Raw genomic sequence first — 21,447 nt, 5'->3', positions numbered from 1 at the left:
GTCACATCCTTGTGAGGGACGGCAACTTGGAGACCGGCGCTCTGGCAAACGTTTTCCGCGTGCGATGGCGGCAGATATTCCGATGAACTCTGCAGGGGCAATTGATACTGTGACATGGTACTTTCGGACGAGCGGCATTGCTCCTCAGCCCACGGGAGGACGTTGAAGTGAATAACCGGGCGAGTAGTTTGCCATCGCAGAGGTAGTATCCATGGGATTCCTGATGGTTCCCGTCGTCATCCATGTAACGACCGTCTCCAGGATTGAAGCTCCTGACATGGCGAGCGTCATGCCCCCGAGAGTTAGCTCAGCAGGGTGGACTTGTTGAGTGATTACAGCCTGGAGGCCGATATTCTGTGCCTGCAAGACGGCCTGATCCATCATTTGCATCAGTTGTGCAAGGTTCATTTCCGGAGCTTGGTGCGGCTGCGGGGCCTGGTGATTATCTTGTGGCTCTCTTTGCGGCCGGTCCTGCGGGCGTTGTGCTCGTTGCTGCTGTCGTTGCTCGGCCCTTTGTTGAACTCTGCGAGGGCGTTGGGTAGTAAAACCTTGGGGTGGGCGGAAGCTATTTTTCGGGACGCCATTTGTTCTGGCCTGTGCCATTGGTCGACGCGGCATTTTGAAACGGCCCGTTGGATCGGTGAAATTTATAGGGTCATCTTGGCAGTAGACATAACAGTTCAGACCGCCGTAATGGAAAGGCGAAAAGCTGTCTGGTTGGTAAAAGCGCATTAGTAAAGGGCTATAGACTCTATGGCCATTTCCAAGCGAATAGGTTCTGAAAGCAGCGTCATAGAGAGCTCCAGTAAAACCTAACAAGCTTTCAACGGAATTCGGCTTACTAACCCCATAAGGTGAATACACCTGTTGCGATGGCGTTGCAGCCGTGCCCATGATCGTACTTGCGGTGTCGGCTTGAATCAGCAAACTTTTCGAACCAGCCGTTTTCATGGCTTAACCCTTTTACACTTCGGCCATCAAGAGTCTCTTGGTGGGCCGAACGGTTGCAACTAGCAGAATTGATGGGAAGCTCAGCCCAGCAGGCCAGCAGCGATGTTGATGGTGAACCCCAAAATCGCCGTATTGAATACGAACCCCACTAGCGAATGCGCCAGCACCACCCGCCGTAGGCCCCGCCCAGCGACGCCCACGTCGGAGGTTTGTACCGCCACGCTGATGGTGAACGAGAAATAGTGGAAGTCCCAGTAATCGGGGTTGCGTTCGCCATCGGCGAAGCGCAGCGGCGGTTCGTGGTTTTGTCCGGTATAGAACAGCCGCGCGTAGTGCAGGCTGAAAATGCAGCCGATCAACAGCCAGGAACCGGCCACGGTCAGGCCGGTGTAGAGGTAGTGCACGACCAGCGCCGTGCCTTGCAGGCCACGGCTGGACACCAGTTGCAGGGTGACGGCGGCGAGGCTGGCGATGGCGGCGATGCACACGGTGAGCAGGACCAGGCCGGCGTTTTCGTCTTCGACGCGGGCGACCTTGCGTACCTTTTCCGCATTGGCGCTCAAGGTCAGGTAGAGCACCAGCAGCAGGTACAGCCATACGCCAAGATTCCAGCCGGCGAGGATGTGCTGCACGCTGTCGCTGGCGGGGATCAGCCAGGCGCCGAGCAGGCCGACCACAGTGGCGATGCTCAGGCGCGGGTGGGTGTGGGTCAGGCGGTGGAAAGCCATGGGGCCTCGTTTTCGGGGGTATGGCTACCACTCTAGCCGGTCATTACAGAGATGAGGGACATGCGCGGGTCCATTGTGGGAGCGGGCGAGCCCGCGAAGCAGCCACCGCGGTGGCTGGCAAGTACCCTGTGGGAGCGGCTTTAGCCGCGAACACCGGCGCAGCCGGTGCCATGCACCGCGTTGGATTCTTCGCGGCTAAAGCCGCTCCCACAGGGTATGCGGTGTGCTCACTGATTCTTTGCTGCCGCCCATCGCGCGGCATTGCAACTCTCAGTACACTGCACGCTCCAACACCAACATCCGTTGAACTCGAGGTTACTGCATGACGCTCAGTCCTTTGGCAGGCAAGCCGGCTCCGGCCAGCGTGCTGGTCGATATTCCCCGACTGCTCACCGCCTACTACACCGGCCGCCCCGACGCTGCCGTGGCGGCCCAGCGGGTGGCCTTCGGCACCTCGGGGCACCGTGGCACTTCGCTTGAATTGAGCTTCAACGAGTACCACGTCCTGGCCATTACCCAGGCCATCTGCCTGTATCGCCAGGAGAAGGGCATCGATGGCCCGCTGTTCATCGGCGCCGACACCCACGCACTGTCGGCACCGGCTACCGCCAGCGCCCTGGAAGTGCTGGCTGCCAATGGCGTGCAGGTAATGCTGTCCAAGGACGACGAATACACGCCAACACCAGCGGTTTCCCATGCCATCCTCTGCCATAACCGTGGCCGCGAGCAGGGCCTGGCCGACGGCATCGTCATCACCCCGTCGCACAACCCGCCGCAGAGTGGTGGCTTCAAGTACAACCCGCCCAATGGCGGCCCGGCCGACAGCGATGTGACCAAGTGGATCGAGGCCAAGGCCAACGAACTGCTGGCTGCTGACCTGGCGGGCGTCAAGCGCATGGACCATGCCCAGGCGCTGCAGGCATCCACCACCCAGCGTCACGACTACGTGAGCAACTACGTGGCCGACCTGGAAAACGTCATCGACTTCGACGTCATCCGCGCTGCCAAGCTGCGCCTGGGCGTCGATCCGCTGGGCGGGGCAGGGGTGCGCTACTGGTCGGCGATTGCCGAGCATTACCAGCTGGACCTGGAAGTGGTGAACACCGAGGTCGACCCGACCTTCCGCTTCATGACCGTCGACTGGGACGGCCAGATCCGCATGGACCCGTCCTCGCCCTATGCCATGCAGGGCCTGATCGGCCTGCGGGAACGCTTCGACGTGGCCTTCGCCTGCGACCCCGACCACGACCGCCATGGCATCGTCACCCCCGATGGCCTGCTGCAGCCGAACAACTACCTGGCCGTGGCCATCGACTACCTGTACCGCCACCGCCCGCAATGGCGCAGCGATGCCGCCGTCGGCAAGACCGTGGTGTCCAGTGGCCTGATCGATCGCGTCACCCAGCGCCTGGGCCGTGAACTGTACGAAGTACCGGTGGGCTTTAAGTTCTTCGCCCAGGGCCTGTTCGACGGCACGCTGGGCTTTGGTGGCGAGGAAAGTGCGGGGGCTTCGTTCCTGCGCCGCGATGGCTCGGTCTGGGCCACCGACAAGGACGGGCTGATCCCGGCCTTGCTGGCTGCCGAGATGACCGCCCGCACCGGGCGCAACCCGAGCCAGGCCTACGCCGACCTGACCGAGGCGCTGGGCAAGCCGTTCGCCACCCGTGTCGAAGCCAAGGCCGATGCCCGGCAGAAGGCTTTGCTGAGCAAGCTGGCGCCGGAGCAGGTGAAGTCGACCGAGCTGGCGGGTGAGCCGATCGTGCAGATCCTCAGCCATGCACCGGGCAACGGCCAGGCGATCGGCGGGCTGAAGGTGATGACCGCCAATGGCTGGTTCGCCGCGCGCCCTTCGGGCACCGAGGATATCTACAAGATCTACGCTGAAAGCTTCATCGACGAGGCGCACCTGCAGCGCCTGGTGCAGGAAGCGCAAGTGCTGGTGGATGCGGCGATTGCCTGACTGGTAACAAACCGCTTGGTTCTGTGGTGCGCTGTAAATTAGAATTAATCTTATTTACGCCACCGCAGGGCCTTCCCCATGATCGACGCCGCGCCGCCACCGGAGCATAGCCTGCCTGCCCTGTACCGGGAACACCGCGGCTGGCTGGAAACCTGGCTGCGGCGGCGCATGGGCAATGCCTGGGATGCCGCCGACCTCAGCCAGGATACCTTCCTGCGTATCCTGGCCAGCGCCCAGCCGCTGGCAGACATTCGCGAACCGCGTGCCTACCTGCTGACCGTGGGCAAGCGCCTGCTGAGCAACTTCCACCAGCGGCGCAGCCTGGAACAAGCCTACCTCGATGCACTGGCGCAGTTGCCCGAGCAGCATGTGCCCTCGCCAGAGCAGCGTTGGGTACTGCTGGAAACCCTGCAAGCCCTCGACGAGTTGCTCGACGGCCTCAAGGCGCCGGTACGCAAGGCCTTTCTCTGGAGCCAGCTGGAGGGCCTGGGCTATGCCGAGATCGGCAAGCGCCTGGGCGTTTGCGAGCGCTCGGTCAAACGCTACATGGCGCAGGCCTACGAGCATTGCCTGCTGGCCGAACTGTAATGACCAGCCATTCCCCCGAAACCCGCGAGGCACTGCAGGCCGCCGCGCGCTGGCTGGCACTGGTGGACTCTGGCGCTGCCAGCGAGGGTGACCTGCAGCGCCTGGAACAATGGCGCACCAGCAACACCTTGCACGAACACGCCTGGCAAAAGGCACTGCTGTTGCGCCAGCGCTTTTCCGCGCTACCCGGCGCATTGGCCATGGCCACCCTGGACCGCCCGGATAGCGGCCGCCGGGCGCTGCTCAAGCAGGCCCTGGGCGTGGCTGCATTGTTGCCGGCGGCCTGGCTGGCAAGCCGCGAACTGCCGCTGGAGGCCTGGGCCGCCGACATGCGCACCGCGGTCGGGGAGCGCCGGCAGGTGCTGCTGAGCGATGGCACATTCGTGCAGTTGAACACCGACAGTGCGGTGGATATCGACCTGGGCGCGCGTCGCCTGACATTGCTGCGTGGCGAAGTGGCAGTCAGGTTGCCCGGCAACCTGAGCCTGACGTTGCAGGTGCCCTATGGCCAGGTCGCGCTGGATGCTGGCGAGGTGTGCTTGCGCCTGGTCGATCAGGCTTGCCGGGTATCGGTGCTCAAGGGCACGGCCAACCTGCAGCCGCGGCAAGGCCCGGCGCTGCTGCTGCAGGCCGGGCAGCAGGCCAGCCTGCAAGTGGTCGGGGTTGGCCCTGTCACCGGCCTGGACGCCTGGCTGCTGGGCTGGCGCGAAGGGGTACTGCGGCTGGAGGATCGCCCCTTGGGCGAGCTGCTGCACGAGCTGCGCAGGTACCGCCCCGGCGTGCTGCGCTGGGCGCCCGAACTGGAGGCCCTGCGCGTGACCGGTACGTTCCGCCTCGACGACACCGACCGGGTGCTGGCCTTGCTCGCCGTCAGCCTGCCGTTGCAGGTGCACACGCGCACGCGTTACTGGGTGAGCCTGGCCGCGCGAGAAAATCGCGCATGATGCTGTCCCCTTTTTTTCGCTCACCGGTCATTACCGGTAGGAGCAAATAAAGGGGAGCCTTGTTCAATGCCTGTTGTCATGTCCAGCCGCCTGCGCCCACTGGCGCGTGCGGCACATCCGTTGTTCGCCATGAGCCTGTTGTTGTGTGCACCGGCCTGGGCCGAAGAACCCGCCCGGCGCAGCTATCAGGTGCCGCCTGCAAACCTTGGTGCGGCACTTACCCAGTTTGCTGACCAGGCCGGGGTCAGCCTGTCGCTGGACCCGGCGCTGGTCAACGGTCGGCAGAGCAATGGCCTGTCCGGCAGCTACAGCGTCGACGAAGGCTTCACCCAGCTGTTGCGCGGCAGCGGCCTGCAGCTGCTGCCGGTGGGCGAGGGCGCTTTCACATTGATGCCGGCACCCCAGGCGGGTGGTGCGCTTGAAATCGCCCCGACCAGCATCGTCGGTGGCCTGGCCGCAGGCAACGAAACGCAACCCTATGCCGGTGGCCAAGTGGCCCGTCAGGGTTCACAGGGCCTGCTCGGCACGCGCGACTTCATGGAAACCCCGTTCAGCATCACCAGCTACACCAGCGAACTGGTGAAGAACCAGCAGGCGCGAACCTTGGGCGAGCTGATCGCCAGCGACCCATCGGTACGCGCCACCAACCCGGCGGGTGGGCGCTTCGAGCAGTTCACCATTCGCGGCTTCAGCCTGTTCAACAGTGATGTGGCCTACAACGGCCTGTACGGCATCCTGCCGACCTACTCGATCGACATGGAAATGGCCGACCGGGTCGACATCATCAAAGGCCCCAGCCAGCTGATCAACGGCATTTCGCCGCGAGGCAGTGTCGGCGGCGGCATCAATGTGCAGCCCAAGCGAGCCGGCGACCAGCCGCTCACCGAGTTTACCGGCAGCTATGCCTCGGCCGGCCAGGCAGGCGGTGCGGTGGACGTTGGCCGGCGCTTTGGCGAAGGCCAGCAGTTCGGCGTGCGCTTCAATGGCGTGAAACAGGCGGGCGATACCGAATGGGACCACCAGCGAGTCGAACGTGAAATGGCGGTGTTGGGCCTGGACTTTCGTGGCGAGCGCCTGCGGCTTTCGGCGGACCTTGGCCATACCGAGCGCGATACCGATGCACCGCAGGAGCGGGTGCTGGTCGGTGCCAATGCCAAGGTGCCGGATGCCAACGACGTACGCCACAACTACGCCCAGGCCTGGAGCAAGGCGCGCACCAACGACACCTTCGGTGCGCTGCATGCCGAGTACGATATCAGCGAGTCGCTGCTGGCCTATGGCGCGGTCGGCGCACGCAAGAGCAACCATGACTTCCTGCGCCACAACGTGTCCATCAGCAACGATGCCGGCGACTTCACCGTGCAGCCGCGCGACTTCACCCGGGATGAAAGCGTGCGTACCGCCATGGCCGGCGTGCGCAACTGGTTCCATACCGGGCCGGTCAGCCACGAGCTGAACCTGGCCGCCACCTACTTCTACATGGACTTCACCAACGGCGGCGCCCGCTATGCCTCGGCGCCCAGCAACCTCTACCACCCGGTGGCCACGCCGACACCGGGCACGCCAACCCGCATCGACCCCGAGGTGTACACGGAAAACCGCTTTTCCGGCGTGGCCCTGGCCGACACCCTGGGCTTCTTCGATGACCGCCTGCTGCTGACCCTGGGCGCGCGTTGGCAGCGGGTGCAGGTTGATGACTGGAGCGACGGCATCAAGGGGGATACCGCCTACGATGAAGAGAAGGTGTCGCCCTCGGGCGGCGTGCTGCTCAAGGTTACCGACCAGCTGTCGTTGTATGCCAACTACATGGAGGGCCTGAGCCAGGGCAAGATTGCGCCGTCGACATCGGTCAACGAAGACCAGATCTTCCCGCCGTTCACCAGCCGCCAGGTCGAAGTGGGGGCCAAGTACGACCTGGGCCAGGTCGCCTTTACCGCCAGCGCCTTCCGCATCCGCCAGCCCGCCTATGAAACCAACCCCACATCGCGGGTGTTCGGCCCCAATGGCAAGCGTGACAACCGCGGTATCGAACTGAGCGTGTTCGGCGAGCCCGTGCAAGGCATGCGTGTGCTGGGCGGGGTGATGTATATCGACAGCGAACTGACCGACACCATCGGTGGCGCCTACGATGGCAACCGCGCGCCGGCCACGCCCGAGTACAACGTCAACCTCGGCGCAGAATGGGATGTGCCTGGGGTGAACGGCCTGACCCTGACGGCGCGGGGCATCCACTCGAGCCCGCAGTACCTGGACCAGTACAACAGCAAGCAGATCGACGGCTGGGAGCGTTATGACGTGGGCGCGCGTTATGCGTTCAAGGTGGATGCCACTCAGGTGACCTTGCGTGCCAGTGTCGAGAATGTGCTGGACGACCGCTACTGGAGCTCGGCCGGAGCTTCGGATGACAGCGAGCCGGGGCTGACGCTGTCTACGCCGCGTACCTACCTGCTGTCGGCGACAGTGGGTTTCTAGCCCATTTCAAAAGTGGGCGCGTTCCCTGTAGGAGCGGCCTTGTGTCGCGAAAGGGCTGCAAAGCAGCCCCAGCAATTTCAAGTGTTGCGCATCAATCCTGGGGCCGCGTTGCGGCCCTTTCGCGACACAAGGCCGCTCCTACAGGTTGAACCGATCGGTCAGACCGAATCAGGCACCACGGCGATCACATCGATCTCCATCAGCCACTCGGCCTGGGCCAACCCGGCCACCACCAGCCCGGTGGAAATCGGGAACACACCCTTGAGCCACTTGCCTACCTCCTTGTACACCGGCTCGCGGAAGCGCGGGTCGGTGATGTAGGTGGTGGTCTTGACGATGTGCGACAGGTCCGAGCCGGCTTCTTCGAGCAGTTGCTTGACGTTCTTCATTGCCTGCTCGGCCTGCGCCCGTGGGTCACCCAGGCCCACCAGGTTGCCTTCGAAGTCGGTGCCGACCTGGCCGCGCACGTAGATGGTGTTGCCGGCGCGCACCGCCTGGCACAGGTCGTTGTCCAGGGTCTGGTTGGGGTAGGTGGCCTTGGTGTTGAACATGCGAATGCGGGTATGAGTAGGCATCAGTGGGCTCCGAGGGTGCTGACGTTGCTGATCTTGGGTTGCTGCTGCTCATCCGCTGCGCGTTGCTCGCGGTCGCGGTAGGCGGCATAGGTGCGTTGCGTGGCGATGTGGCCGGCGACGTGCTTGGCGTCGTGCCACACGCCCCAGATGAACGACGAGCCACGACGCGACAGCCACGGCAGGCCAAGGAAGTACACGCCCGGCTCGCGGGCCACGCCGCGTTGGTGCTGGGGCTTGCCGTTGGCGTCGAAGGTGTCGACCTGTAGCCAGCTGAAGTCGACACCGTAACCGGTGGCCCAGATGATGCTGGTGACGCCGGCCTTGGCCAGGTCCAGTTGCTGCAGCGGGTTGCGCATGCACTCCGGGTCGGCCAGGCGTTTGCGGGCTTCGGGCTCTTCCGGCAGGTCCAGGCCGTTGCGTTCGATGTAGGCATCGGCGGCATCGAGCAGGGCCAGGTAGTTTTCGTCGCCGCGGTTGATGTTCTCGACCAGGTTGTCCTGGAAGCGCGCTACGCCGTTCTCGAATGACTGGGTCAGGCCGACCAGGGTCATGCCCTGGTGGGCGAGGGCGCGGAAGTCCACGGTGTGGCCGCCACGGGCGCCACTGACGGCAATGGTCACGTGCTCGCGGCCAGGCTTGGCGATTTCCGCATCCCACTCACCCAGCACGCCCAGCCACCAGCAGAAGTCGCGGTTGCGGTAAGCGCGTGGCGGGCGATCGTGGGCGCCGACCGAGAGGTACACATGGCGCCCGGCACGCATCAGTTCTTCGGCGATCTGCACGCCCGAGGAGCCGGCGCCGACCACCAGCACAGCGCCTTCTGGCAACTGCTCGGGGTTGTAATAGGCAGCGGAGTGGATCTGGTGCAGGTTGCTGTCTTTCGGCGCGATGGCCGGGATCACCGGCTTCTGGAACGGGCCGGTGGCGGCGACCACGCGGTTGGCGCGAATCACGCCTTCATCGGTTTCGATGGTAAAACCGGGGCGGTCGCTGTTGCGCAGCACTTTCTTCACTTCGATGCCGGTGCGTACGGGCAGGTTGTACTTGCGTACGTACTGCTCGAAGTAGTCGGCCACCTGGTCCTTGCCGGCGAAGGCGTCGGCGTCGAGGTTGAATTCCAGCCCCGGGAAGCGGTCGTGCCAGACCGGGCCGTTGGCCACCAGCGAGTCCCAGCGGCCGGTGCGCCAGGCCTCGGCGATACGCTTGCGCTCCAGCACCAGGTGCGGCACGCCAAGCTTGCTCAGGTGTTCGCTCATGGCCACGCCGGCCTGGCCGGCGCCGACGACGAGGGTGTCGATTTCGAGGTTGTTCAGTGTCATGTCCGAGCCCTTGTTCAGGCGGTTTTTGTCAGGTCGGTTTGGAGGACCGCCGTTGCCTGGGGCCAGACTAGGGATGCCGTGGAAATGGCGAAAATAGTATTTAGCTGGGGCTTGCCGATAAAACGGCGAAGGCTTTGATTCCTGCCGCCTGCAGCGGTTCCAGCAGCAGCTGTGCCAGGGTTTTGTCCGAACGTTTCGTGGTCATAGTTTTTTCCTCTGCAAACCCTCGGAAAAAGGTCGTTTCGCCGGCCGAAAGGCTCAACCCAGAATGCCGTATATCGCACAGCACAACAGGAACCATGACATGACTTTTTCCATCATCGGTCGTTGCCAGGAAACCGGCCAGGTCGGTATCGCCATCAGCTCTTCGAGCATCGCCGTGGGCGCCCGCTGCCCGTGGGTGCGTGCCGGTGTGGGTGCGGTCGCCACCCAGAACATCACCTTGCCGGCGCTGGGCCCGCAGATTCTCGATGCCCTGGAACAGGGCCAGTTGCCGCCTGCCGCTGCGCTGGACCGGGTGCTGAGCGCCAACGGCTGGAGCGAGTATCGCCAGCTCACGGTGATCGACAGCCATGGCCAGGTCGCGCTGTTCACTGGCAAGGAAGCCCTGGGCACCCACCACGCCGTGGCCGGTGAGCAATGTGCGGCGGCAGGCAACCTGTTGGCCTCGACCCAGGTGATCGAGGCGATGGTGCAGGCCTTTGAACAAGCCGGCGGGCATCTGGCCGACCGCCTGCTGGCGGCCATGCACGCGGCGATGGCCGCAGGTGGCGAGGCGGGGCCTGTGCACTCGGCGGCGTTGAAGATTGCCGGCGAACTGACCTGGCCACTGGTGGACCTGCGTGTGGACTGGGCCGAAGCCGACCCGATCGGTGTGCTCGATGGCCTGTGGCAGGCATATCGGCCGCAGATGCAGGACTACGTCACCCGCGCCCTCAACCCGACTGCCGCGCCAAGCTACGGGGTGCCGGGCGATGAGTGAATTTGCCAGTCGCGCGCTGCTGGCCAGGCTGATCGGCTTTGCCACGGTCAGCCGGGATTCCAACCTCGAACTGATCAGCTTCATCCGCGACTACCTGGCCGAGCTGGGGGTGGAAAGCGAACTGTTCCATAACCCGGAAGGCACCAAGGCCAACCTGTTCGCCACCATCGGCCCCCGGGACGTTGGCGGCGTGGTGCTGTCCGGGCATACCGATGTGGTGCCGGTGGACGGCCAGGCCTGGACAGTCGAGCCGTTTGCCCTGAGTGAGCGCGACGGGCGCCTGTATGGCCGCGGCACGGCCGACATGAAGGGCTTCATCGCTTCGGTACTGGCGGCTGTACCGGCGTTTCTCACACAGCCGTTGCGCATGCCGGTGCACCTGGCGTTCTCCTACGACGAGGAAGTCGGCTGCCTGGGGGTGCGCTCGATGTTGGCCGCGCTGGAGCAGCGCCCGCACAAGCCACGGCTGTGCCTGATTGGCGAACCCACCGAACTCAAGCCGGTGCTGGGGCACAAGGGCAAGCTGGCGATGCGTTGCCAGGTGCATGGTGCGGCCTGCCACTCGGCGTACGCGCCGTATGGGGTGAATGCCATCGAGTATGCGGCGAAGCTGATCGGCAAGCTGGGTGATATTGGTGATGCCCTGGCGTTGCCGGAGCATCACGACGAGCGCTTCGACCCACCGTTCTCCACGGTGCAGACCGGTGTGATCAAAGGGGGCAGGGCGCTGAACATCGTGCCGGCGGAATGCGAATTCGATTTCGAAGTACGGGCTTTGCCGGGGTTCGAGGCGCAGGCAGTGGCCGACCAGCTGCAAACCTATGCCGAGGCCGAACTGCTGCCGCGCATGCGCAAGGTCAATGCCGCCAGCGCCATTCGCCTGCAGCCGTTGAGTGCGTATCCGGGGCTGGCCACGCCAGCGGATAGCGAGGCGGCTGGCCTGGTGGCGTTGCTCAGTAGTTCGGATGAGTTCGGTACGGTGGCGTTTGGTACCGAAGGTGGACTGTTCGACCAGGTGGGCATCCCGACTGTGGTGTGTGGGCCCGGGAGCATGGACCAGGGGCACAAGCCGGATGAGTTCGTCAGCGTCGAGCAGTTGCGGGGGTGTGATGCCATGTTGCTGAGGTTGGTGGATTACCTCAGGCAGGGTTGATTGCGCTGGCCTCTTCGCGGGCACGCCCGCTCCCACAGGTACAGCACCGCCAGGACAGCCGGTGATACACCTGTGGGAGCGGGCGTGCCCGCGAAGGGCTGCAGAGCAGCCCCAATCAAGGTTTCAGAAGGTAGCCTTGACCTGCAGGCCAACCACCAGCGCGTTGTCGATGTCCTTCCCGGAGAACGCGCCCGGCTCGATGATGTACTGCACATCCGGGCGCAGGTTCAGCCACGGTGTGGCCTGGTAGCCATAGCTCAGCTCGACCAGCTGCTCGCCGCTGTCGATATCGGGGAACTGCTGCCCGGCATCGAACGCGGCATCTTCCAGCACGTCGCGGCTACGCGGGTTGGGTACGGCACGGCCATAGCCCAGGGCCACAGTATCCTTCGGGCGGCCTGCGAACGGCTTGTACAGCACCACGCCGGCGCCATACCACTTGGTGAATGGCGATGCGGCCTTGCTCGACGCCGAGTACTGGCCGAAGGCATGCAGGCTGCGGCCCGGCAAGCCCTGGTCGTTCCACACCGCCTGGTCGACCAGCAAGTAGTGGCCGCCACGGCCGGACACTTCCTCGTCGCTGCCGATGCGCTTCACGTCGGAGCTGTCGTAGTAGTAGCCCAGTTTGTACTCGCCAGGCAGCTCGCCCTGCAGCTTGTAGACCAGCTCTACCGGTACCACGGTGCCAGTGGTGTGCTTGGGGCCCAGGTGCCAGGCGCGGCTGGAGTTGCCATTGCTTTCCGGGTCGACGTTGAACGCCGCCACACGCAGTTGCCAGGATGGCGACAGGTCGTACTTCACCCGTACGCCTAGGTGGGCATTGGGGTAATTGGTCCAGCCACTGCCGCCAGACATGTTCAGCGGGTGGCCGCAGAAGCCGGCGTTCATGAAGTTGCACAGGATGCCACTGTCCAGGCCGCCGAGGTCGTTGCCCATGGCCATGTAGCCGAGCTTGACGTTGAGCGCCGGGGTGAACAGGGTACGCTCGTAGCTCAGCTCGGTCAGGCGGGTGTACAGACCACCGAAGTTTTCCTGGATCGGCAGGCGGTTGCCCACCAGGTCTTCCGAGGCGCTGTTGCCGCGGCGGTCGTTGATGGTCAGCTGGACCTTGCCGCCGTTGTCCAGGCCATACAGTTTCGACAGGTCGAACTGCACGCCCAGTTTCAGGTTTTGCGAGTAGCGCGCCGAGCGGTGCAGGCCACCGTGGGCGTTGTAGGCGGTTTCGCCGCTGTAGTCGCCGGTGAACCTGACGCCGTCTTCTTCCAGCTGGTGACGCAGGCCGCCCCAGTCACCGGTCAGGGTGCTGCGGGTCATCAGGTCGCCGTCGGCCAGGGCGGTGCTGCTGGCGAGGGCCAGCAACAGGGTGGGGGTGATGCGAATTGCGGATGGCATTGCTGAATCTCGTATTCTTTTCTGGGGCCTGTTCGCGGGCAAGCCCGCTCCCACAGGATGATCACTGCCCAAGCGGACGGTGCAGTCCCTGTGGGAGCGGGCGTGCCCGCGAAGAAGGCGACGCGGTCTTACGGCAGAGCGTAAGAAATCACGTAATCGCCACGGTCAGTCGACTGGCGCGCGCCGCCAGCCGTGACCACCACGTACTGCTTGCCGGTTTTCGGCGAAACGTAGGTCATCGGGCCGCCCTGGCTGCCCACTGGCAGGCGAGCCTTCCAGATTTCGTTGCCGTTGCTGCTGTCGTAGGCGCGCAGGTAGAAGTCCTGGGTGCCGGCGATGAACACCAGGCCGCCCTGGGTGGACAGGGTGCCGCCGAGGGTCGGCAGGCCGATCTTGATCGGCAAGTGCATGCGGATGCCGAGCGGGCCGGTGTCCTCGACGGTACCCACAGGTACCTGCCACGCCACCTGGCGGGTCTTCATGTCGATGGCGGTCAGGGTGCCGAATGGCGGCGCCTGGCACGGAATGCCGGCCACCGACAGGAAGCGGTTCTTGTTCACCGCATACGGGGTGCCCTTGAGCGGTACTGCACCCATGCCGGTATTCAGCGCTTCGCCACCGGAAGCGGCACCGCCCTTGTTCTGCGACGGGATCATCTGGATCCACAGGCCCAGGCGCATGTCGTTGACGAAGATGAAACCATGTACCGGGTCGGTGGAAATGCTGCCCCAGTTCATGCCGCCCAGCGAACCCGGGAAGCTCAACGACAGGTCGGTGCCCGGCGCGGTGTACAGGCCGTCGTAGCGCATTTTCTTGAAGTCGATGCGGCACAGCAGCTGGTCGTACGGGGTTGCGCCCCACATGTCCGATTCGGTCAGGGTCTGCGCGCCGATCTGCGGCATGCCCACCGACTTCGGCTGGGTTGGCGAGTACGGCTCGTTGGGGATGTTGCTTGGCTTGACCGGTACTTCGTCGACCTGGGTCAGCGGCTTGCCGGTGGCGCGGTCGAGCACGTAGATCTGCCCGGCCTTGGTGCCGATTACCACTGCAGGTACCGACTGGCCGTCGTCCTTGGTGAAATCGATCAGGCTCGGCTGCATCGGCAGGTCGAAGTCCCACAGGTCGTTGTGCACGGTCTGGAACACCCACTTCTGGTTGCCGGTGGTGGCGTCCAGCGCCAGTACCGAAGCGCCATAGGTGTGGTCCAGCTTGCTGCGTTCGACACCGTAGATGTCGGTGGACGACGAGCCCATCGGCAGGAACACGGTATTCATCGCCGGGTCGTAGGACATCGGGGCCCAGCTGTTGGGGGTGCTGCGCACATAGGTGCTGTCGCCCTGCGGCGCCTGGCGATCTTCCGGGTTGCCGGGGTCGAAGGCCCAGCGCATTTCACCCGTGATCACGTCGAAACCACGGATCACGCCGCCTGGCATGTCGGTCTGGACGTTGTCGGCGACGCGGCCGCCGACCACCACGGTGGTACCGGCCATCAGTGGGGCCGAGGACAGCTGGTAGTAGGAGTCCGGCACATCGCCCAGGCCGGCCTTGAGGTCGACCTGGCCGTTGTTGCCGAAGCCCTGGCAGAACTCGCCGGTGTCGGCGTCGACGGCAATCAGGCGGCCATCGATGGTGTTGGTCAGCAGGCGACGCTGGCAGTTGGCACCGGCCGGTACGCTGGCCGCGGTGATTGGCGAGCTGTTCGGCTGGGTCGGCTGGGCGATGGCGGCAGTGGCGTCGAAGTAGGCCATGCCACGGCAACGCTGCCAGACCTTGGACTGGGCGTTGATCGCGTTCTTCCACAGCTCTTTGCCGGTGTCGGCATCAAGGGCGATCAGGTTGTTGTGCGGGGTGCAGATGAACACCTTGTTGCCGACCTGCAGCGGGGTCAGCTGGTCTTCGGCGCCGTTGCCGTCGCTGAGCGCCACGTCACCGGTGCGGTAGGTCCAGGCCACTTTCAGCTTGTTGACGTTGTCGCGGTTGATCTGGTCCAGCGCGGCGAAGCGGCTGCCACCTTCGGTGTTGCCGTAGTGAGCCCAGTCCTTCTGCGCCTTGCCGGCCTCGACCGGGGTCATGCCCGGGCCTTTGCCGGTGGGGGCGACGCTTGGGTGGGCGACGAACATGTTGCCGGCGGCGATCACCAGCAGCACGGCCATAACCCCGGCAACGCCATAGGCACCGCGGCCGGCGCTGGTGCCATTGGCACGGGCCAGCAGCGGGTAGACCAGTGCCACCACCATGCCGATTGCGCCGAACATGAACAGGCGCGAGAACAGCGGCCAGAACACCAGGCCAGCGTCGATCAGCGCCCAGATGGCAGTGCCGACCAGGAACGCCGCGTACAGCCAGGCGCCAGCCGGCTTGCGGCGAGCGATGAGAACGCCGGCGATGGCCATGGCCAGGCCGCCGATCAGGAAGTACCAGGAACCTCCCAGGCCGGCCAGTTTGACGCCGCCCGCAGCCAGGAGGAGGCCGAGCAGGGCGATGATCACGCCCAGGCCGACCAGGATGATGTTTGTGGCGCCAGAGGCGCGCGATGTTTCTTTCATGCCAGGGATCTCAGCAGGTGGAATGCGCGCAGTGTAATCTCTTAGCTTGCTAATTAACAAGTTGGTACATAATTTTGTGGGGCGGATTGTCGCAGGGTTGAACTCTGCAAGGTGTGGCTAAAAGTCTAGATCATGCGCTTAAAATTGCAGTAAACAGGGTGTTCATGTCGGCTGGTTAACCCGCGTTCGATTTTCGATTACCGGATTCACGCCGGCCACGGAGTGCCGCTGCTGTAGAACACCGCGAGCCAGATGGTGGCGGTGCCGGGGGCGGTCCATTCCACGCGGTGGCGGTAATGCGGCGGGATGTCCAGGCAATCGCCCGGCGCCAGCAGGCGGGTGTGGCTCTCGTGCTCGAAGCGCAGGCCGGCGGCGCCACTGAGCAGCACGATCCATTCGCCTTCGGCCTGGTCGTACCAGAAACCGGGCGGGCTGGCCTGGCCGCTGGAAACGATACGCTCAACGCGCACACCCGGGCGGCTGAGCAGTTGGTCGACCCGTTCGGAGCTGGTGGGGTCGCAAGGGGGCAGGGCAGTCAGCAGGTTGGTCGGGATCATGGAAAACCTCGCTTGAAAGGGGGTAGTTCCACTATGGACGCAATTGCCGTGCGCCGCGCTTCTTGACCGGCCCGGCTGTTTGTAAGAACTTTCCGGGATTTGGAAGACGGGCAACAAATGGACAAACTCCTGGCGATGAAGATGTTCGTAGCCACCGTCGATGCCCAGGGCTTTTCTGCCGCCGCACGCCAGCTTGGGCTGGCGACATCGTCGGTGACGCGCCTGGTCGATGCCCTGGAAGCGGCGTTGGGCGCCACCTTGCTCAACCGCTCCACGCGCCAGGTCAGCCTGACCGAGGCCGGCGCCCGTTATTACGAGCGCGCGCGGGGTATTTTCGAGGCCCTGGACGAGGCCGATGCCAGTGTCGCCGACCGGGGTGAAGAACCGGTTGGCGTGTTGCGCCTGTGCTTGCCGGTGGAGTTCGGCAGGCGGGTCATCGCCCCGCACCTGGGGCCGTTCCTGGCGCAACATCCGGCTCTGGAGCTGGACATCGACCTCAGCGACCGCCTGGATGACCTGCTTGACGGGCGCTATGACCTGTCGATCCGCCTGGGCGACCCCTCGCCCAATGACGAGCTGGTATGCCGCCAGCTGGGTCGCTTCCAGCGCTGGCTGGTGGCCAGCCCGGGCTACCTGGCCGGGCGTGACGCGCTGGAGCATCCGCGGCAGCTGCTCGAGCACGCCTGCCTGCGCTTTCGCTACGGGCAGAAAAGCCGCCCCTGGCGCCTGGCCCGTGGGCAGGACAGTCTGGAACTGGACGTGAGCGGGCCGTTGCGCAGTGCCAATGCCGACATGCTGCGCGAAACCGCACTGGCGGGCAGCGGCATCGCGCTGCTGGCCGACTGGCTGGTGCGTGAGGATGTGGCGGCCGGGCGCCTGCAGCGGCTGTTCCCCGATTGGCAGGCCAGCCCCGGCGCTGCCAATGACAGCATCAACGCCTTGTATCTGCCCAATCATCGTGGTTCACGGCGGGTGAATGCCTTTATCGACTTTTGCGAAAACCTGTTGCAGCGCAGCACCTAGTGTTGCGCAGTGCGCAAAGCCCTGTTGCGCCAGCGCTGGATTCTCGCCAGGAGTGCGTCTGGGTAAGGTAGCCGGCATATTCCAGCCATCGCCGAGGACACTCGCATGAATCCCTCCCTTGCCGCCGCGCAGCCTGCCGCCACCGGCCTCAGCCGGGCCCTGGTCGCCCTGCTGGCGTTCTGCTGCGGCGCGATCGTCGCCAATATCTACTATGCCCAGCCCATCGTCGGCCTGATCGCCCCGGACCTGGGGCTGTCCACCGAGCATGCCAGCCTCATCGTTTCGCTCACGCAGCTTGGCTATGCCTTGGGCCTGCTGTTGCTGGTACCGCTAGCCGACCTGTTGGAAAACCGCCGCTTGATGGTGGCTACCGCCGTGCTGGCCTGCGTCAGCCTGCTGCTGGCGGGCACCAGCAGCAGCGGCCAGGGCCAGCTGTTCCTCGGCTATGCACTGCTGATCGGTTTCAGTTCCGTGGCGGTGCAGATGCTCATCCCGCTGGCGGCGCACCTGGCGCCGGAGCAGCAGCGTGGGCGGGTGGTCGGCAACATCATGGGCGGCCTGCTGCTGGGTATCCTGCTGGCGCGGCCGTTGTCCAGCCTGGTGGCCGACTACTTCGGCTGGCGGGCGGTGTTCATTGGCGCTGCCGCGGTGATGCTGGCGATCATCCTGCTGCTGGCCCTGACCTTGCCGCGGCGGGTGCCCGAGCACAAGGCCAGCTATGCCGGGCTGATGCTGTCGCTGCTCACGCTGCTGCGCCGTTATCCCTTGCTGCGCCAGCGCTCGCTGTACCAGGCGTTGATGTTCGCGGCGTTCAGCCTGTACTGGACGGCGGTGCCGATGGCCCTGGCAACCGAGCATGGCCTGTCGCAGAGCCAGATCGCAGTATTCGCCCTGGTGGGCGCGGTAGGCGCCGTCGCCGCACCCATGGCCGGCCGCCTGGCCGATGCCGGGCATGCCCGGGCCGGTTCGCTGTTGGCGTTGTTACTGGCACCGGCGGCACTGTTGCTGGGGCTGACCGTGCCGGGCTACAGCGTGATCGGCCTGGGCCTGACTGGCGTGCTGCTGGATTTTGCGGTGCAGATGAACATGGTCATCGGCCAGCGTGAAGTGTACGCGCTGGACCCGGCCAGCCGCGGGCGGCTGAACGCGGTGTACATGACCAGCATCTTCCTGGGTGGGGCGCTGGGTTCGGCGGTGGCCAGTGCGGTGTTCAGCCAGTTCGGCTGGCAGGGTGTGGCGCTGGTGGGGGCGGGGTTGCCGGGCGTGGCCTTGATCATCTTCCTGACCAAAGCGCGCCGGGGTTGAATGGTAGCGCGGTCACCTGTGGGAGCGGCCTTGTGTCGCGAAAGGGCCGCAAAGCGGCCCCGGCAATTCTGAAGTGATGCGTAGATCGTGGGGGCGCTTCGCACCCCTTTCGCGACGCAAGGCCGCTCCCACAAAAAAAACGGCACACGCCTGTATCAGACGCTACCGCCCAAGCGGCAACGCCACACCAATCAAGGCAAACAGGCTGCCGCAGCAGCGGTTGAAGCCCTTGCCGCCCTTGGCCAGCCATGGCCGGATGCGAAACGCCAGGCGTGCCAACAGGTGTTCGACCAGGAACTCGACACTGGCAAAGGTCGCCGCCATCACCACGAACTGCAGCAGCAACCCACGCTGCGGGTCGATGAACTGCGGCAGGAAAGCGCCGTAGAACAGCAGCACCTTGGGGTTGGCCATGGCCGACAGCAGGCCCTGGCGGAACAGGCCGGCATTGCCCAGCCGCGCACTTTGCGCGGTCAGTTCCAGGTGCAGGCCCGGGCTGCGCCACAGCTGGATACCCAGCCAGACCAGATAAGCGCCACCCACCCACTTGAGCACGCTCAGCACCGAGGCCGAGGCCTGCAGCAATGCGCTGAGGCCGAACATGGCCAAGGCAATCAGGGCGCTAAAGCCAAACACCCCGCCAATGATGGTGAACAACGTCCGGCGTGCGCCATACAGGGCACCGTGGGTCAGGGCCAGCAGGCTGTTGGGGCCTGGGGTCAGCGACAGGCCGATGCTCGCCAGCAGGTAGATGAGCCAGGTGTCGAGTGCCATGGTGGGGAATGCCTTGTTGATGGAGAGGGCGCCAGTCTATGGCGCCGATCTTGTCGGGCAAGGGTATGATCCGGACATTGAATGGTCGTTTCTGGACGCGATGCCAATGCTGCCCGACATCCGCTTGCTGATCTTGCCGTTACCGGATTTTGCCCTGCTGCCGTTCGGCGCCTTTCTCGACAAGTTGCGTTTCAGCGCCGACGACGAGGACTACAGCCAGCAGCGCTACTGCAGCTGGACCGTGGCAGGGCTGACCCTCGACCCGGTGCCTTCGAGCAGTGGCGCGGTGGTGCAGGTCGAGGCCGTCGCTGGCCAGCTCGAGCTGGCCAGTTTCGACTACCTGGTGGTGTTCGGCGGGCGCAACGCGCTGGCCACTGCCGCGCTGGCGCCTCGCTACCGGGCCTTGCTGAGGCAGGCTGGCAAGGCTGGCGTCAAGCTGGTGGCGGTCGACAACGGTGCTTTCCTGTTGGCTGCCTGCGGGTTGCTGCAGGGGCACAAGGTAGTGGTGCACTGGCGCCACGAAGCCGAATTCCGTGCAGCCTTCCCGCATTTGCAGGTACTGAGTGAGCAACTGTATTGCATCGACGGTAGCCGCATCACCTGCGCCGGCGGCACCGCGGCCATCGACCTGGCCGTCGCGCTGTTGTCACGCGCTTGCGGGAGGGCCAGGGCGCTCAAGGGCCTGGCCGACATGCTGGTGGATGAAACCCGTGACAGCCGCCATGCCTTGCGCTCGTTGGAGCTGGGGGCCGGGCAGGGGCGGCAGGTGCAGCGCGCGCAGGCATTGATGCGTCACCACCTGGGTACGCCGTTGACCGCGGAGCAGCTGGCGGCTGAGCTGGGCATCAGCCGGCGCCAGCTGGACCGGCAGTTTCACGCCAGCCATGGCATGAGCGCCAAGGCCTGGTGGCTGGAGATGCGCCTGCAACAGGCGCGTTGGCGCCTGCTCAATTCCAGCCACAGCCTGGCGCAGATTGCCGATGAAGTGGGCCTGGGCGATGCCAGTTACCTGGGCAAGTGCGTGCGGCGACGGTTTGGATGCACGGCCCTTGAGCTGCGCTGTCACGTAGAGAACTGAATTCACAAGCGGTCCACGTACCCTGTGGGAGCGGGTTTACCCGCGAAGAAGCCACCGCGGTGCATGGCACCGGCTGCGCCGGTGTTCGCGGCTAAAGCCGCTCCCACAGGGTCCCTGCTATTTGAATGAGTCCTGTGGGAGCCGGCCTACTGCGGCGTCCCGAACAACCCTGTCCAGTAGATCCCCGCATCACTCTTCGGGTCCACTGCATACGCAGCGCCCAGCTCACGGAAGTCCGGGTTCATCAGCGTCGCGCAATGCCCCGGGCTATCCAGCCAGCCATCGACCACCTTGCGCGCGGTGTCACGCCCGGCGGCGATGTTTTCGCCGATCTGCTGGTACAGGTAACCGGCCAGCTCTGCCCGGTCACCGGGGGTGCGGCCATCCTTGTCGATGTGGTCGAAGAAGTTCTGGTTGGCCATGGCCCGGGTGTGGCTGGCAGCAACCCCGGCCAGCACCGTGCTCCAGCTCAGTGCGGGGGCGGCGGCGAAGGGCTGGCCACCGCATTGGCGCGGCACCTTGCGCGCGGCGTTGATCTCCTGCAGCACCTTCTGCCCCTCGGCCTGCCAGTCGCCCAGGCGGCCACTGAGCAGCGGCCGGGCAAGCACGATGCGCCAGTCGCGGCCTTCCTGGCTGACGCCGATATCGACGAACTGCGGGTCCAGCACCACCTGGCAGAAGCTCTCTTCGATGGCATGCATGGCAGCGCGCGCATCACGTGGCCCCGACAGGCTGATGGCCTGCACGTTGACCATCGGGTAGGCGGCGCGGGTCATGGCCTGCTGCAGGTCGCGGGTACCCTCTGGCGACAGCGCCAGGCGGGTATCGCTGTTGAGCGGTGGCAGTTCCAACGACGCTTCGCCACCGCAGGGCTGGGCCTTGCTGCGGTAGACATTGATCGAATCGATCAGTTGCGCTTCTTCGCCGGTGGCAGCCATGGCCCCGACCGAGACGACCAGGCCCAGCGACAAGGCGGCTACGGATGACAGGACGCGCATGTGGATCTCCCTATGACTGGCAGCGTCGGGGTTCGCGCTGCTCATCCTACACAAGCCCGGGGCTTTTGGCCCGGGCTCGTGCAAAGCAATGAGAACGCCAAC

18 protein-coding genes are annotated in these 21,447 nt (G+C 64.9%); 9 read left to right on the top strand and 9 right to left on the bottom strand.

Annotated features, from left to right (window positions below; genetic code table 11):
- Positions 1–144: 144 nt before the first annotated feature.
- Together NY023_RS16090 and NY023_RS16085 are read right to left on the bottom strand one after the other, a co-directional pair.
- Positions 145–951 (bottom strand): RHS repeat-associated core domain-containing protein, encoded by an 807-nt coding sequence (locus tag NY023_RS16090; RefSeq protein ID WP_080563789.1) that lies wholly within the window; start codon positions 949–951, stop codon positions 145–147.
- Positions 952–1,031: 80 nt separating this feature from the next.
- Positions 1,032–1,679: a DUF1345 domain-containing protein gene (locus NY023_RS16085; RefSeq protein WP_013972973.1), complete on the bottom strand. Its 648-nt coding sequence runs from the start codon at positions 1,677–1,679 to the stop codon at positions 1,032–1,034.
- Between the two features lie 322 nt (positions 1,680–2,001).
- Between NY023_RS16085 and pgm the strand changes: the two genes are divergently transcribed.
- The 4 genes from pgm (at position 2,002) to NY023_RS16065 (ending at position 7,643) form a co-directional block, all read left to right on the top strand.
- Complete coding sequence (pgm, locus tag NY023_RS16080) at positions 2,002–3,639, top strand: phosphoglucomutase (alpha-D-glucose-1,6-bisphosphate-dependent) (protein WP_013972972.1); 1,638 nt, start codon at positions 2,002–2,004, stop codon at positions 3,637–3,639.
- 78 nt (positions 3,640–3,717) lie between these two features.
- Positions 3,718–4,227: a sigma-70 family RNA polymerase sigma factor gene (locus NY023_RS16075; RefSeq protein WP_013972971.1), complete on the top strand. Its 510-nt coding sequence runs from the start codon at positions 3,718–3,720 to the stop codon at positions 4,225–4,227.
- A complete protein-coding gene (locus NY023_RS16070; RefSeq protein WP_013972970.1) occupies positions 4,227–5,171 on the top strand; it encodes a FecR domain-containing protein in 945 nt (314 codons plus the stop codon). Before NY023_RS16075 ends, NY023_RS16070 begins: the two co-directional genes overlap by 1 nt.
- Before the next feature lie 66 nt (positions 5,172–5,237).
- Positions 5,238–7,643 (top strand): TonB-dependent receptor, encoded by a 2,406-nt coding sequence (locus NY023_RS16065; RefSeq protein ID WP_044047077.1) that lies wholly within the window; start codon positions 5,238–5,240, stop codon positions 7,641–7,643.
- A gap of 158 nt (positions 7,644–7,801) precedes the next feature.
- Here the strand turns inward: NY023_RS16065 and NY023_RS16060 are convergent, their stop codons facing one another.
- Entirely contained in the window at positions 7,802–8,218 is a 417-nt protein-coding gene (locus NY023_RS16060; RefSeq protein ID WP_015270679.1) for a RidA family protein, read from the bottom strand.
- On the bottom strand, positions 8,218–9,537 hold the full coding sequence (locus tag NY023_RS16055; RefSeq protein ID WP_013972967.1) for a flavin-containing monooxygenase: 1,320 nt from the start codon (positions 9,535–9,537) through the stop codon (positions 8,218–8,220). Before NY023_RS16055 ends, NY023_RS16060 begins: the two co-directional genes overlap by 1 nt.
- A gap of 304 nt (positions 9,538–9,841) precedes the next feature.
- Here NY023_RS16055 and NY023_RS16050 point away from each other — a divergent pair, with 304 nt between their 5' ends.
- A complete protein-coding gene (locus NY023_RS16050; RefSeq protein WP_013972966.1) occupies positions 9,842–10,519 on the top strand; it encodes a DUF1028 domain-containing protein in 678 nt (225 codons plus the stop codon).
- The gene (gene argE / locus NY023_RS16045; protein WP_013972965.1) at positions 10,512–11,672 is read left to right on the top strand and encodes an acetylornithine deacetylase; all 1,161 of its coding nucleotides are present in this window, start codon (positions 10,512–10,514) and stop codon (positions 11,670–11,672) included. Before NY023_RS16050 ends, argE begins: the two co-directional genes overlap by 8 nt.
- Before the next feature lie 123 nt (positions 11,673–11,795).
- Here argE and NY023_RS16040 read toward each other — a convergent pair whose 3' ends face one another.
- The 3 genes from NY023_RS16040 to NY023_RS16030 form a co-directional block, all read right to left on the bottom strand.
- Positions 11,796–13,064: a carbohydrate porin gene (locus NY023_RS16040; RefSeq protein ID WP_013972964.1), complete on the bottom strand. Its 1,269-nt coding sequence runs from the start codon at positions 13,062–13,064 to the stop codon at positions 11,796–11,798.
- Positions 13,065–13,192: 128 nt separating this feature from the next.
- Positions 13,193–15,610 carry a glucose/quinate/shikimate family membrane-bound PQQ-dependent dehydrogenase gene (locus NY023_RS16035; protein ID WP_013972963.1) on the bottom strand — a complete coding sequence of 806 codons (2,418 nt, stop codon included), beginning with the start codon at positions 15,608–15,610 and terminating at the stop codon, positions 13,193–13,195.
- Positions 15,611–15,816: 206 nt separating this feature from the next.
- Complete coding sequence (locus tag NY023_RS16030) at positions 15,817–16,167, bottom strand: cupin (protein ID WP_013972962.1); 351 nt, start codon at positions 16,165–16,167, stop codon at positions 15,817–15,819.
- Between the two features lie 117 nt (positions 16,168–16,284).
- Here NY023_RS16030 and NY023_RS16025 point away from each other — a divergent pair, with 117 nt between their 5' ends.
- Positions 16,285–17,190 (top strand): LysR family transcriptional regulator, encoded by a 906-nt coding sequence (locus NY023_RS16025; protein WP_013972961.1) that lies wholly within the window; start codon positions 16,285–16,287, stop codon positions 17,188–17,190.
- A 105-nt stretch (positions 17,191–17,295) separates the two neighbouring features.
- Positions 17,296–18,495 carry an MFS transporter gene (locus NY023_RS16020; RefSeq protein ID WP_013972960.1) on the top strand — a complete coding sequence of 400 codons (1,200 nt, stop codon included), beginning with the start codon at positions 17,296–17,298 and terminating at the stop codon, positions 18,493–18,495.
- Between the two features lie 162 nt (positions 18,496–18,657).
- Here NY023_RS16020 and NY023_RS16015 read toward each other — a convergent pair whose 3' ends face one another.
- Entirely contained in the window at positions 18,658–19,269 is a 612-nt protein-coding gene (locus NY023_RS16015) for a LysE family translocator (RefSeq protein ID WP_013972959.1), read from the bottom strand.
- Between the two features lie 106 nt (positions 19,270–19,375).
- On the opposite strand from NY023_RS16015, the gene NY023_RS16010 reads away from it, so the two are divergent.
- Positions 19,376–20,347 carry a GlxA family transcriptional regulator gene (locus NY023_RS16010; protein ID WP_024087274.1) on the top strand — a complete coding sequence of 324 codons (972 nt, stop codon included), beginning with the start codon at positions 19,376–19,378 and terminating at the stop codon, positions 20,345–20,347.
- Between the two features lie 146 nt (positions 20,348–20,493).
- On the opposite strand, the gene NY023_RS16005 is transcribed toward NY023_RS16010, so the two are convergent.
- A complete protein-coding gene (locus tag NY023_RS16005) occupies positions 20,494–21,345 on the bottom strand; it encodes a CAP domain-containing protein (RefSeq protein WP_024087273.1) in 852 nt (283 codons plus the stop codon).
- Positions 21,346–21,447: the final 102 nt, after the last annotated feature.

The organism is Pseudomonas sp. NBB, from assembly GCF_032701105.1.
In the GTDB taxonomy this organism is placed as follows: Bacteria; Pseudomonadota; Gammaproteobacteria; order Pseudomonadales; family Pseudomonadaceae; genus Aquipseudomonas; species Aquipseudomonas asiatica.
This window is presented reverse-complemented; position numbering and strand designations above follow the sequence as displayed.